The sequence below is a fragment of the Plastoroseomonas arctica genome (genome assembly GCF_018128965.1).
In the GTDB taxonomy this organism is placed as follows: Bacteria; Pseudomonadota; Alphaproteobacteria; order Acetobacterales; family Acetobacteraceae; genus Plastoroseomonas; species Plastoroseomonas arctica.
Genome location: NZ_JAAEDH010000017.1, coordinates 1 through 13,353 on the forward strand (window position 1 = coordinate 1; position 13,353 = coordinate 13,353).

Annotated in this window: 10 protein-coding genes; 2 read left to right on the plus strand and 8 right to left on the minus strand. The window is 70.7% G+C overall.

The window, feature by feature from the left end:
* The 7 genes from GXW79_RS14555 to GXW79_RS14585 all read right to left on the minus strand — a co-directional run.
* The coding region (locus GXW79_RS14555; protein WP_211875139.1) for a type VI secretion system-associated FHA domain protein at positions 1-960 on the minus strand (960 nt) is incomplete at its 3' end.
* Positions 961-1,005: 45 nt separating this feature from the next.
* Positions 1,006-1,593 (minus strand): DUF6931 family protein, encoded by a 588-nt coding sequence (locus GXW79_RS14560; protein ID WP_211875140.1) that lies wholly within the window; start codon positions 1,591-1,593, stop codon positions 1,006-1,008.
* Between the two features lies 1 nt (position 1,594).
* Positions 1,595-3,730, minus strand: coding sequence for a type VI secretion system Vgr family protein (locus tag GXW79_RS14565; RefSeq protein ID WP_211875141.1), 2,136 nt, complete (start codon positions 3,728-3,730; stop codon positions 1,595-1,597).
* Between the two features lie 180 nt (positions 3,731-3,910).
* A complete protein-coding gene (locus GXW79_RS14570; RefSeq protein WP_367614916.1) occupies positions 3,911-4,294 on the minus strand; it encodes a response regulator in 384 nt (127 codons plus the stop codon).
* Positions 4,291-6,810 carry an HWE histidine kinase domain-containing protein gene (locus GXW79_RS14575; protein ID WP_211875142.1) on the minus strand — a complete coding sequence of 840 codons (2,520 nt, stop codon included), beginning with the start codon at positions 6,808-6,810 and terminating at the stop codon, positions 4,291-4,293. Before GXW79_RS14575 ends, GXW79_RS14570 begins: the two co-directional genes overlap by 4 nt.
* A gap of 225 nt (positions 6,811-7,035) precedes the next feature.
* Complete coding sequence (locus tag GXW79_RS14580; protein ID WP_211875143.1) at positions 7,036-8,148, minus strand: alpha-hydroxy acid oxidase; 1,113 nt, start codon at positions 8,146-8,148, stop codon at positions 7,036-7,038.
* Entirely contained in the window at positions 8,145-8,954 is an 810-nt protein-coding gene (locus GXW79_RS14585) for an isocitrate lyase/PEP mutase family protein (protein WP_211875144.1), read from the minus strand. Before GXW79_RS14585 ends, GXW79_RS14580 begins: the two co-directional genes overlap by 4 nt.
* A 166-nt stretch (positions 8,955-9,120) precedes the next feature.
* Here GXW79_RS14585 and GXW79_RS14590 point away from each other — a divergent pair, with 166 nt between their 5' ends.
* On the plus strand, positions 9,121-10,647 hold the full coding sequence (locus tag GXW79_RS14590; RefSeq protein WP_246504016.1) for a bifunctional metallophosphatase/5'-nucleotidase: 1,527 nt from the start codon (positions 9,121-9,123) through the stop codon (positions 10,645-10,647).
* A 60-nt stretch (positions 10,648-10,707) separates the two neighbouring features.
* On the opposite strand, the gene ggt is transcribed toward GXW79_RS14590, so the two are convergent.
* On the minus strand, positions 10,708-12,402 hold the full coding sequence (gene ggt, locus GXW79_RS14595) for a gamma-glutamyltransferase (RefSeq protein WP_281414738.1): 1,695 nt from the start codon (positions 12,400-12,402) through the stop codon (positions 10,708-10,710).
* A gap of 135 nt (positions 12,403-12,537) precedes the next feature.
* Here ggt and GXW79_RS14600 point away from each other — a divergent pair, with 135 nt between their 5' ends.
* The gene (locus tag GXW79_RS14600; RefSeq protein WP_211875145.1) at positions 12,538-13,332 is read left to right on the plus strand and encodes an alpha/beta fold hydrolase; all 795 of its coding nucleotides are present in this window, start codon (positions 12,538-12,540) and stop codon (positions 13,330-13,332) included.
* Positions 13,333-13,353 lie beyond the last annotated feature (21 nt).

Sequence of the window (13,353 nt, forward strand, 5' to 3'; positions counted from 1 at the left end):
CGCCATCGGCGGTGGCGGCGGTGCGGCCGGCGGCGCCATCATCGGCGCGGCCGGCATCGGACGCGGTGCGGGCGTCGGCGCGGGTGCGGCGGGCATCGACGCGGCGCCAGGCGAAAGATCGCCGAAATCCCAGTCATCGGGTACCGCCTTCGCCGGCCCCGAGGGCGCCGGCGGCGGCGGTCCCTGGTTCACCGGCGCCTTGGGCGCAAGGTCGAGATCCCAGTCGTCGGGAATGCCCGAGACCTGCTGCATCGCGCGCGGCGGCAAGAAAGCATCCGAGGTCGAGGACCGGTGGTCGGGCATCGCCTCGCTGGCGAAGGGGTCGCCACTCGGCGCGGCAAAGGGATCCGCGCCGGGCAGGCCGCCGCCGGGAATGCCCGCCGGTGGCGCGTTGCCGTAGCCGGAGGGCTGTTCCATGCCCGGCATCGCGAAGGGGTCGCCGGCGATGCGCGGCGCCATCGGGTCCTGCTGCCGCGTCGGCTGCGCCGCCTGTTCCCAGCCCGAGGCTTCCCAGGCGCCGCCGACCTCGCGCGGTGCCGACTGCGCGTTCCATTCCTGCCGCGCGGGCGCGGGCGTCTCCCACCCCGGCGCGGCCTGGGACGCCATCGGCATGCCCGAACCACCGCCCCAGTCGCCGGCGGCGGCCTGCTCGACGCGGATCTCGATCTCGTAGGCGCCGAGGCGGATGCGGTCGCCATCGTTGAGGATCGCGGCCTGGTCGCGCCCGACCGGCGCCGTCGCGTGGTTCACGAAGGTGCCGTTGGTCGAGGTGTCGCGCACCTCCCAGCCACCCGAACGAAACTCCAGCACGCAATGCTGCTTCGACAGCAGCCGGTCCGGATCGGCCAGCACCCAGTCGCATTCGGCGCCGCGCCCGAGCCGGTAATCCCCGCCGGGCACGCGGCGCTGTTCCGGCACCACGCTATCCGGGCAGCGCAGCACGCTCAGCGTCAATTCCACAGGCTCAGGCTCCCTTGGCCACCACGTTCACGAGCGTGCGCCGCGTCACGGCTCCTCCGGCTCGATCCGCCCGCTGCCCCCGGCCGCGATGGCCCGGGCGCTGTCGAGGAATTTGAGCAGGCGCTCATCCTGACGTTCCACCGCCACGCGCACGGAGGCAAGCACGATGGCGCCCGCGACCGCCACCCCCGTCAAATGTTCACCGGGCGGCACGTCGGCCATGCCCTCCGGTGCGAGGCTGCCGCCGGACCAGAAGGCGCCCATCGCGGCCCAGGCCTCGGCGGATTTGAAGCTGGTCTTCTCGGCGATCTCGGCGGCGGCGCGGCGCGCGCGCTCCTCGGGCCGGCGCACCCAGGCCTCGGCGGCGGCGAGCGAGGCGAGGTCCTCGGGCTTGAGCGCCGGGTCGGGCACGGCGCGGGCGCACATGCAGGCCCACCACACCGCCTCGCGCTTGGGCAGCGCGTGGGCGACCAGGCGCGCGGCCTCGACCAGCTTGCCGGCCTCGACCAGTTGCTCGATGCCCTGCAGCGCGTCCTGGGCGCCGGCCAGCGCCTCCTCGCTTTCGGGCTCGAGTTCGAGCCGCGCCAGGATCGGCGGCAGCGGGACGGAGAGTTTGGGGAGGGTCTGGCTCATGTCAGTTGATCTTCACAATGCCGCCCTTGACGGTGAGCATGCCGCCCCCGTCCACCGTGCCCATTCCGTCGGCCTTGACGGTGAACTGGATGCCCTTGATCTCGATGCCCGACTGGCTGATCTCGATCGAGTTGCTGCCGACCTTGAGCGTGATCTTCACGGCCGCCTCCAGCGTGTAGCTGGCGGAATCAACCTTCACCGTGCGGTTGCCGGTCGTCACCTTGAGCGCGGTGTCGCCCTTCACCTCCATGGTCTGCTTGCCGCTCTCGACCTTGATGGTCTGGTCGCCGGACTGGACCGTCACTGACTGGTCGCCCTTGACCGTCGTGGTCTGCGTCCCGGTCTTGACCACGTTGGTCTGGTTGCCGGTCTCGACCAGGTTGTCCTGATTGCCAGTCTTGACGGTGTTGGCCTGGTTGCCGGTGCGGATGGTGGTGGTGTGGTTGCCCTCGATGGTGGTCGTCTGGGTGCCGGTATCGACCAGGAAGACGTCATTGCCCTTGCGCACGGTGATGGTGCGGTCGTTCTTGATCTCTTCGAGATGGTCGTGGCCGACATACTCCTTGCGATCGTTCTTGACGTTCTGGAGCTGGTCCTTCTGCGCCTGGAGGTAGACCTCCTCGGACCCGATCTTGTCGTTGAACCGGATGATGTTGGCCTTCTTGGTGTGGTCCGAGGTCAGCGCATCGGCCGCCGTCGGGCTCACGAAGCCATCGCCGGCCATCCCGCCCTCGGTCGAGCGCGAGAGGAAGCCCGCCACCGTCTTGTTGCCCGGCAGCGGCCAGGGCGGCGGCCCGTCGGCATTGAACAGCGTGCCCACGATCACCGGCTTGTCCGGGTCGCCGTCGACGAAGCCCACGAGCACCTCGTCGCCAATGCGGGGCAGAAAGAAGGCGCCGCCCCAGGCGCCGGCATAGGGGTGCACCATGCGCACGCGGATGGAGGTGCCGCCCTGGTACTGCTTCTTGCGGTCCCACAGGAAGCGCACCAGCACGCGGCCCTTGTCGTCGGTGTCGATCTCGCCGGTGCCAACCACGATCGCCGATTGCAGGCCCGGGACATGCGGGCGCGGGCGCGGATTGGACACGCGGAAGGTGCGGTCGGCCGGGATCAGCGTGAGCTGCGCCGCGTAGTGGAAGGTGCCGTCGCCGGACAGCTGGGTCTCGTCATACCCGGCATGGACCACTTCGGTGACGAGCCAGGTCTCGGTCGCGCTGCCGAGCTTGGGCGCGACCTTGACCCGCGACCCGGCATGGATGCGCGGGTCCTTGGTGGTGCAGGTCGCGACAATGGAGCCCGCCTCGAGCTGCTCCATGAACAGCTTGGCCGGATCAATATCGGGGTGGCCATGGCTGCCGCCGGGCCAGAGGAACATCTCGAAGCTTTCCGCCCCCTTGGTCGGCAGCACCGAGCTGGACTGCTTGATGATGGGCGAGGATGAGGGGGTGATCAGGTCGAAATCATGCGACATCACCTTGGCCGGCGGATGCTCGCTGCGGAGCGACCAGGCGGTGACGCCGTCCTTGAACTCGTCCTCGCCGCGCACGACGAGGTCGGTGCCGTGCAGCGGATATTCGGCATTGGCGCCGGCGACGACCATCTCGTGGCTCGACAGGGTCTGGTCGAACCAGTAGGCCGCACCCACCTCATCGAGCATGCGCTGGCAGAAATCCATGTCGGATTCATTGTACTGGATGACGTAGGGCCGCACCGTGGTCGGCACCGACCCGCCCCAGCGCACCGGCGTCGCACCCCCCTCCCCGGTCAGCTCGGTCACGATGTCCTTGGCCGACTTGTTCTGCCAGGCGCGGCAATCGGCGGTGCGCGACAGCAGCCACCATTTCGGCACCGCCTCCAGCCGGTAGACCGACATCTCGGCGTCCAGCTGGCCGACCTTGCCGAAATTGCGCACCACGCCGGAGAATTCGCGCGTCATGTCGCTGGAGACGACGGTGATGCCGATGACCTTGCCGATCAGGTCGGCGGGCTTGTGCGCGTCCGAGTCGCCGATCATCTCCGCCTGGATCAGATAGGGGCGCGACAAGGCCTCCTGCACGCGCACGCTGCGCAGAACCAGGGTGTCGGCGCCGAGCGGCGTCGTGATCTTGAGCGAGCGACCTTCCTGAGCGACCGGCATACCTACCCCTCCTCGGCGTGCCCGTTGGGCCCGCCGGGACCAATCTGGAACATTACGCTATAGTTCTCAATGACCCTTGCGCGACCACTGCGCAAGCTCGCGATGTCGTCACTCGGCCAGGATGGCACGGGTTGGCGACGCCTGCCATCCGCCGCGCGCGAACCCGTGCCAAGCCAGCTCTCAGGCCGCGGGAGGGCGGGCGGCGAGGGCCACGAGCTGGCGGATCAGGTCGTTCGGGTCGAACGGCTTGGCGAGCACCGGCGCGCTCTCGTGGCCTTTCGGCAGCCCCGCGGCGCCGTAGCCCGTGGCCACCAGGAAGGGCACGCCGCGCGCCGCCAGGGCATCCGCCACCGGCGCCGCCGATTGCCCGCAGAGGTTCATGTCCATGACCGCGACGTCGGGGACGGAGGTGCCCAGCAGCATCAGCGCCTCGGCCACCGTCGCGGCGGCGCCCATGACGATGGCGCCGGCATCGACCAGCGCATCCTCGATCAGCATCGCCACCAGCTGCTCATCCTCGACCACCAGGATGGTCCGCCCGCTCAGCGGCCGCGACGGCGTCACGAGAGGTCCCCGGCGGCGGAGGTCTCGATCGGCGGCGGTGGCGGGAAGCTGATCTCGGCGCACAGCCCGCTCGCCTCGTAGCGCAGCGCGACGGACGAACCCGCCCCGAGCTCGCCGGCGAGGCCGCGGCCGAGCAGGCGGGAGCCGAAGCCCTCGCGCATCGGCGTGGTGACCGGCGGGCCGCCGCTTTCGCGCCAGACCATCCGCGCGCCGCCCTGCGCCAGCACCTCCCAGGTAAGCCGCGCCTGTCCGTCGCTGTCGGGCGCGAGCGCACCATGCTTGGCGGCATTGGTCGCGAGCTCGTGGAGCGCCAGCGCCAGAGCCAGCGCCTGGCGCGCCCCGAGCCAGAGCGGCGGCCCCTCGACGATGATGCGCGGCGGCTTGCCGCCCCGCCAGGGGGCCAGCACGGCGGCGATCAGCGCTTCCAACGGCGCGCCGGTCCAGGTGCTCGCCGTCAGCAGGTCATGGCCCTGGGCAAGCGCCCGCAGCCTGGCCGTGAAGGCCGCGACGAAGCTTGCGGGGTCCTCCGTGCCGGTGCTGCTGCGCGCGGTCTGCTGCGCGATCGACTGCACCGTCGCCAGCGTGTTTTTCACGCGGTGATTGAGCTCGGCGATGAGCAGCGCCTGGCGCGCCTCGGCGCCCTTGCGCGCGGTCGAATCGCGCGCCAGCCGGCCGATGCGCGGCGGCCCCAGCTTGATCCCGCCCGGCTGCGCCCCGCCGATCGGGAAGACGATATCGCGGATCCAGATGGTGGCGCCGTCGACGCGGCGCAGCCGGTACTCCGCGGCGGCGAGGCGGCCCGATTGCGCAGCCTCCATCGCCTCGCGCAGCTGCGCCCGGTCCTCGGGAAAAATCGCGGACATCCAGGCGTCCGGATCGGTGGCGAGGCGCTCGGCCGACAATCCCGACAGCGCCGCCGCGGCGGGCCCGACAAAGACGGGCGCCGCCCAGCGCGGGTCGTGGATCCACAGCGCGTCCGGGCTCGCCTCGGCGAACTGGCGGAAGCGCTCCTCCGAGGCGGCGAGGGCGGCGGCGGCGGCCATCGCGTCGCGGCGGGCGGCGGCCTCGGATTCGACCTGTTCGCCCAGCGCGCGAACGGCGGCGTATTCATCGCCCACCTCGACGATCACGCCGACCGCGCCGGTCACCGCATCCCCGTCCGGCGCCCGCATCGGCGCCGCCATCGAGCGCAGCCAGACCAGCCGGCCATCGGCGCGGCGCAGTTGGTAGTCGCCCACCGCCGCGCGCCCCGTCCGCACGGCGCGCGCGAGCGGCAGTTCGGCCGCGGCGAGGCGGCGGCCCTCGGCGTCCAGCGCCTGCCAATCGTCGGTCGCCCTGCCGACATGGCCGCCGAGATCGACCGCGACGCCGTTGATCGCCGAGATCCGCTTGTTGAGGTAGAGCACGCGCCCCGATGGCGCCTCGACCAGCACCACGCCGACCGGCAGGTGGTCGAGCAAGCGCCGCAACGCCGCCTCGCTCGCGGCGATCTCTGCCTGGCGCTGGCTGCGCTCCAGCGCCGCCCCGCGCAGCGCCTCTGCCACGTTGTCGATCTCGCGGATGCCGCTCGGGACCGGGCGCGGCGCCGCGTCCTCCTGCCCGAGTGCCGCGGCCTGGCGCGCGAGGGCCGCGGCCTGGCGCGCGAGGGCCGCGAGCGGCCGCACGATCCAGCGCACGCCCCACAGCCAGATGCCGAGCGGAAGGACAACCGCGAGGACGGCGCTGCCGACCAGCAGCGGCCAGACCGCATCGAACAGCGCGGCATCGGCGGCCCCGGCCGGCACACCCACGGCAACGGTCCATCCGGTCTCCGCAACGCGCTGCCAGGCCACGTCGAATTCGTTGCCGTCGGGACCGGTGGTCCGCTGCCGCCCCTGCGCGGCGCCGGTGACGAGGAAGCGGTTCGGCCCGCCGATCAGCTGGCCGATGCGATCCGAGACCGGCAGGCGCGCCAGGATGCGCCCCTCCGCATCCAGCACGATCACCGGCCAGTCGTCCGGCAGCGCGGCGCGACGCAGCGCCTCGGACCAGAAGCCCGCCGCCTCGGCGCGCAACACCAGCTGGCGCGGCGGCGCGCCGGGTAAGGTGACGGCGAGCGGCAGCACCAGCTGACGCGTTTGCGGGTCCGCTTCCAGCTGCCCGATCGTGACCTCGCGCGCCGGTGCCGCGGCGGGGCGCGCTTCCACCCGCAGCCCGACGCCGAGCAGCGTCCCGAGCGTCGCCACCTGAACCTCCAGCGCGGCATAGTCGAGCCCGCCCGGCGAAGGCGAAGTCGCCAGCGCCAGCAGCGCCGCGCGCAACCCGTTGAATTCACGTTCGATTGCGCCAGCTGCCCGGCGCGCCGCGTCGGTGCCCTGCATGGCGATCTGGTTGCGCTCGCTGTCCGCCATGCGCAGCACCATGACGCCGACCGCGACCCAGGCGGGCAGCAGCAAGGCGAGGCAGAGCAGCACGAGAGCTCGGCGGATGCCGCGCGGACGTGGCCACGACGGCGCATCGGCCAGGCCGCCCTCCAACCTCAGCTCTCGGTGACCGGACCCGTCCACACGCCGCCTATCAGGTTTCCACGTCAAAGACGCCGGTCGTGACCGGCGGCCAGGGTTGTCGTCACACCATGATGGCACAGGCGCCCGATTCGTCCCCGGGCGCCAGCGTGCAGAATCCTAAGGCCCCTGACCTAGCGCGGGGACCACCGTCATGCTGTTCAACATTTTGTGCGAATCGTCAACGATCCGCTCTACTCAATAGCCCTGATCGGCGAGGTTGAGCAGCGGGAAGGCGCTGTGCACATGCGGCATGGTCGTGGCCCCCGCCGAGTGCAGGCTCTGCGGCCCCAGGGCGGCAAGGTTGGGCGCGCCCAGCAGGCCGAGGGCCGAATGCATCTCGTTCTCCAGCAGCGAGAGCACGCCCTCGACCCCTGCCTGCCCTTCGGCGGCCAGGCCATAGCAGTACAGCCGCCCGAGCCCGACCAGGTCCGCACCCAGCGCGATGGCCTTGATCACGTCCGTCCCGCGCGAGAAGCCGCCATCGACCCAGACCTTGGCGCGCCCCGCCGCCGCCTGGACCACCTCGGGCAGCACCTCGATAGAGCCCCGCCCATGGTCGAGCTGACGGCCGCCATGGTTGGAGACGTAGAGGACGTCGACGCCGTGCTCGACGGCCATCGACGCATCCTCGGAGGTGCCGATACCCTTGAGCACGAGGGGCAGCTTGTGGTGCGCCTTGTAATGCTCGACGTGCTTCCAGTTCAGCGCGGCCTGGTACTGCATCCCCACCGCGGCCGCGCGCCAGGACTTCACGAAGCGCTTGGCGATGTCGCGTTCCCGCCTGCTGTAGATGGCGGTGTCCACGGTGAAGCAGAACATGTCGTAGCCGGCATCCTCGGCGCGCTTGATCTGCTCCTCCTGCCAGGCCTCGTCGCCGCGGACATAGAGCTGGAACACCTTGGGGCCCTTGGTCTTGGCGACCTCAGCCAGGATCGGCGCCGGCGTGACGGAGGAGGCGATGATCGGCACACCGAAGGCCTCGGCCGCCAACGCCGCGGTGCCGGTGCCGCCGGGCGACATGGATTCGAGGCTGCCGACCGGGGCGAGGGCGACGGGGAGGCGGATGCGCCGGCCGGCGAAGCTCGTGGACGCGTCGAGTGCGGAGACGTCGCGCAGTACGCGCGGGCGCAGCGCCAGCGTCTCGATCCCGAGGCGGTTGCGGCGCAGCGTGGTCTCGGTCTCGGTGCCGCCGATTAAGTAGTCCCAGATGTCGGGCGTGAGCTTCTGCCGCGCCTTCTTCACGTATTCATGCAGCGTCAGGTAGCTGACCTGGTTTTCCCGGTTCATGGCTTCGTTCTGATGGCTCATGGCTTGCTCCCCAAATAATCCTGCGTCCATTGCGCGTAGTCGGCTTCGCGGGTGATGCGCTTCATGAAATCCGCGGGCGGCACCCCGGTGAGCTGTCCCGGCGCGACGCCATCGCGCAACTGCTTCAGCGTCGCGTGCACCGCAGCCATCGAAGCCGCGATCGGCTGGTGGCCCTGCAGCGCGATGCGCACCCGCTGGGAAGCGAGATACACCTTGTCGGCCAGCGCCGGGCTCAGCCCGCCCAGCATGATCGGCAGCGTCGTCGCGGCCGAGAGCGCTTCGAGCTGCGCGCGCTCGGTGATGCCGGTGAAGAACAGCACGTCGGCGCCGCAAGCATCGTACGCCCGCGCTCTTTCAAGCGCATCCGTCATGCCGGTGATGCCCACGGCTCCAGTGCGCGCCATGATGACCAGCGAGGCATCCTCCCGCGCCGCGAGCCCGGCCTTGATCTTGCCCAGCCCCTCCGCAAGCGAGATAAGCCGAGTCGCACCGTCCCCGAACGGGCGCGGCAATTCGGTATCCTCCAGCGAGAACCCCGCCACGCCCGCCGTCTCCAGCTCCTGCACCGTGCGCATGACGTTCAGCGCATTGCCGTAGCCATGATCGGCGTCGCACAGCAGCGGCGGCGCGCCGGCGCGGGTGATGCGCCGCGCCTGTTCCGCGAATTCGGTGAGCGTCAGCACGATCAGGTCCGGCGCGCCCAGCACAGCGAGGGACGCGGTCGAACCCGCGAGCATCCCCAGCTCGAACCCCAGATCCGCGGCGATCCGCCCCGCCATCGCATCATGCACCGAAGCCGGGTGCACGCAGACATCCCCTGCCAGAATCGCGCGCAGTTGCGCACGCCTCTCCCCCGCCGACATCGCCATCCCCACTCTGTTCAGCGCGCAGTGTGGACCAGCCGGCGCCCCCCGTGGAGGGGGGATGCGGTTCATCCTAGACTGCGTGCCCGACATGACAGGAACACCGCCGATGGCTGCCCACCCCGCCTCCCGCCGCGCCGTCATGGGCGGGCTGCTCGCGCTGCCGACACTCGCCGCCACCGAAGTGACCGCGCAGACGCCCTCGGGCGATCGCGTCACCTTCCTGCACGTGAACGACATCTACCAACACGCGCCGCAGCGCGGCCGTGGCGGGCTCGCGGGCTTGCAGACACTGATCGCCCAGGTACGGACCGCGGCCAGCGGTCCGGTGGTGTTCACCTTCGGCGGCGACCTGTTCTCGCCCTCGCTCGCCTCCTCCATCACCAAGGGGCGGCACATGGTGGCGCTGTTCAACGAGCTGGCGCCGGCGGCTGCCGTTCTCGGCAACCACGAATTCGACTTCGGGCCGGAGGCGGCGGCGCAGAACATCGCCGCCTCCACCTTCCCCTGGCTCGGCGCCAACGTGCTCGGCGCCGATGGCCAGCCGTTCGGCGGCTGCGTCGCCACCCACATGCACGAAGCGCCCGGCGGGTTGCGCATCGGCTTCGTCGGCGTGCTGACGCCGGCCACCGCCGTGCTGTCCAACCCCGCCGGCATCAGCTTCACCCCGCCCGAGGCCGCACTCCGCAGCGGTGCCGCATCGCTCCGCGCGGCGGGCGCCCATCTGGTCGTCGCACTCACCCACCTCAACATCGAGGATGACCGCTCCATCGCCACCGACATCCCGGGCATCGACCTCATCCTCGGTGCGCATGACCACGACCCGATGAGCATCCTCGAGACCGGCCCGCTGATCCTCAAGGCCGGGCAGGACGCGCATTGGCTCGCCGCCATCGAGCTCGACCTCGACCGCACTGGCCCACGCACCCGCGTCACCTCGCTCGGCTGGCGCTTCATCCCCAACATGAACGTCACACCGGAGCCGCGCCTCGACGCCGCCATTCGCGCCATCGACGCGCAGCTGGACCAGGCGCTCGGCCGCACGCTCGCGCGCCTGACCGCGCCGCTCGACAGCCGCACGACGCTGGTGCGCATGCGCGAGGCGGCGATTGGCGACCTCATGGCCGACGCGCTGCGCGCCCATTTCCACGCCGACGCCGCGCTGATCAACGGCGGCGCGCTCCGCGGCAACCGCGAATACCCTGCGGGGCACGACTTCACGCGGCGCGACCTGCTATCCGAGATGCCCTTCGGCAACACCGTGGTGCTGCTGGAACTGACCGGGGCGGAACTGCAAGGCGTGCTGGAGCACGGGCTGTCTTCCGTCGAGACCGCGTCAGGGCGCTTCCCGCAGACCTCCGGCATCACCCTCACCTACGACCCAGGGGACCCGCCCGGGAGCCGACTTCGCGAGGTGTCCGTGGACGGCGCGCCGCTCGACATGGCGCGACGCTACCGGCTGGCGACGGTCGATTTCCTCGCGCGGGGCGGAGATGGGTATGCGGGGCTGCGGACCGCGCGGGTGGTCGTCGATGCGGCCGGGGGGCCGTTGATCGTGAACGTGGTCGCGGAGGCGATCGAACGAAGGGGCTCGATCGATGCGCGGGTCGAGGGGCGGACAACTGCAGCACGGTAGAAAGAAAGCAGCGGGAGGTCCCCTCCCGCACCCTCCGCCGGGGCGGCGCCCCGGACCGCCTCAAGAGCGGGGTTTGTCGGGCCAGAAGCGCACGCCGGCACGCGCCAGGCCGCCGCCGATGCCGATGGCCGTGCCGTCGGCACGCCAACAGGCCGCGCCTTCGAGAGAGCCGTCATCGTGGAAGCGGATGGCGCACATGCCGCCTGCGACGTGGGGCTGCACACTCACCGTGTGACCCATGGCGACGAGACGTTCGCGAACGGCAGGGGCGATGCCGGCTTCCACCTCAAGCGCCTCGCCCTGGGTCCAGACGCGCGGGGCCTCCACCGCTTCCTGCAAGCTCATCCCATGGTCGATCAGCGCGATCATCGCCTGCATGGCGGAGCCGAAGATGCGCAGACCACCTGGAAGGCCAAGGGCCGCGAAAGGCTTGTCATCCTTCAGAGCGATAAGCGGCGCTTGGCTCGTCGTGATGCGCTTGCCCGGCGCGATCGACAGCGCATGGCCCGGGCGCGGGTCGAACAGCGCCATGTAGTTGTTCGGGATCAATCCCAACTCCGGCAGCAGGAAGCGGGCGCCGAACAAGGAGTTGATGGTGTGCGTCGCGCAGACGATGCGGCCCTCGCCATCGGCCACCGTCAGATGCGTGGTGTTGGGACTCTCCCCGGCCGCGACGCCGGCGGACCAGGATTGCGCGCGCCCCATGTCGATGGCGCCGCGCCGCTCATCCGCGTACGCCTGCGAGAGCAGCTTCGCCACCGGCACGTCCACGAAGGCCGGGTCCGCGGTGGCGGCGGCACGGTCGGCGAAGGCGATCTTCAGTGCCTCGGCGATCAGGTGCGTCGTCTCGGCGGTGCCGAAGCCGAGTGCGCGCAGGTCGTAGCCGGACAGGATGTTCAGCATCTGCAGCACATGCACCCCGGAGGAGGATGGCGGCGGCGGCCCGATGATCTCATAGCCATGATAGGTGCCGCGCAGCACGTCGCGCTCGATCATCCGTGCATCGCGCAGGTCGGCATCGGCGAGGATGCCGCCGCGGTTCGCGACACCATCGGCAACCAGCCGGCCGATGGCGCCGCCATGCAGCGCGCCCGGACCTTCTTGCGCGATGGTGGTGAGTGTTTCCGCCGCTGCGCCCATGACCACGCGCGCGCCGGGTGCCACCGGCGAACCACCGGGCAGAAACAGCGCCGCAAGCGCGGCATCGCGCGCGATGTCCGGCCCCGCATCGGCGGCGCATTCAGAGAGGTAGGGCGTCGCCGCGTAGCCATCCCGCGCCAAGCGGATCGCCGGCGCCATCACATCCGCGCGCGACAACCGCCCGTGCTGATCGAGCGCTGCGCACCAGGCGAGCAGGTTGCCCGGCACCGCGACGGCGAGGGGCCCGAGCGTATTGGCGCGCCCCTCCACCTCCAGCGCCGCCGGCCAGTCCTGGCTTCTGGGCGTGTACATGTCCGGCGTGCCGGCGGCGGGCACGGTGGACAGCCCGTCCAGCACGGAGTGCGTCCCGTCCGGCAGGCGCAGATGCATCATGCCGCCGCCGAGGATGCCGACCATCATCGGCTCAACGATGGTCAGCGCGAAGAGTGCGGCCACCGCCGCATCCACCGCATTACCGCCGGCGGCGAGCATCTCCGCCCCCGCCGCCGAGGCGAGGGGATGGTTGGTGACGACCATCCCGGCGCGGCCGCGCGCGGCGTGCTTCTCGGTCGCGAAGGGGCTGCCGGCGCGGGCGCGCCATTCGGGGCTGGGCATCGGGATACTCCGGAAGCAGAACTCCCAGCGCGCCATGGCGGTGAGGCGGCGTCAAGCGCAGGCGGCGGTGCAGGGCGGTTGCAACCCCCTCTCCGTTTCGTCGTTCCCGCCGAATGACGGTCAAGGAGGACGCCTATGTTGAGGAGCACCTTCGAGAACGGTGACCTGGTTCTTTCCTACCTGGATTTCGAAGGCGAGGGCCGCCCGGTCGTCGCCCTGCACGCCTATTGGATGGAAGCGAGCACCTGGGCAGAGCTGGCCGAGGCTTTGGGCCCCGAGTACCGCCTGGTCGCGCTCGATCAGCGCGGGCACGGGCGGAGCAGCAAGCCCGATGACCTGTCCTGGGAAGGCTATATTGACGATCTGGGCAAATTCCTCGACCACCTGGGCATCGACGAGCCCGTGGTGCTGATTGGCAATTCGCTGGGCGGCACGGTGGCGTTTCGCTTCGCGGCGCGGTTCCCCGAGCACGTCGCGGCCATGGTCATCGAGGAGTCGCCCGCCGTCTACACCGGCGCGCTGGATTTCATGCGCCCTTGGAGCGGCGAGTTCTCGAACCGCGCGGATCTGGAAGCCGCCGTGGGCGAGCGGTTGCTGTGGTCTGTCGAACCCTCGATCCGCCGCACGGAGGAGGGTTGGACGCTGGTGTTTTCGCCGGAGAAGCTGGCCGACGCGAAGCTCGGCCTGAATGGCGATTATTGGGAGGACTGGCTTGCCACGACCCACCCGGTCCTTCTGATCCGCGGCAGCGAGAGCCAGGCCGTCGACGGCGCCCATCTTGCGGAGATGGCGGCGCGCCGCCCGAACACGCGCCTAGAAACCTTCCAGGCCGGCCACGTCATCCACCACGACCTTCCAGACGAGTTCGCCGCGGCTGTGCGTTCATTCCTGGCCTCGGCCGCGCCGCCTGAACCAGAAAGCCAAAAATAAAAGAATGGAGGTCTGGAGGAA

Coding starts and splice junctions, on each gene's coding strand:
- GXW79_RS14560 (WP_211875140.1), bottom strand. CDS start 1,593: ATGAGCCAGACCCTCCCCAAACTCTCCGTCCCGCTGCCGCCGATCCTG.
- GXW79_RS14565 (WP_211875141.1), bottom strand. CDS start 3,730: ATGCCGGTCGCTCAGGAAGGTCGCTCGCTCAAGATCACGACGCCGCTC.
- GXW79_RS14580 (WP_211875143.1), bottom strand. CDS start 8,148: ATGAGCCATCAGAACGAAGCCATGAACCGGGAAAACCAGGTCAGCTAC.
- GXW79_RS14590 (WP_246504016.1), top strand. CDS start 9,121: ATGGCTGCCCACCCCGCCTCCCGCCGCGCCGTCATGGGCGGGCTGCTC.
- ggt (WP_281414738.1), bottom strand. CDS start 12,402: ATGCCCAGCCCCGAATGGCGCGCCCGCGCCGGCAGCCCCTTCGCGACC.
- GXW79_RS14600 (WP_211875145.1), top strand. CDS start 12,538: ATGTTGAGGAGCACCTTCGAGAACGGTGACCTGGTTCTTTCCTACCTG.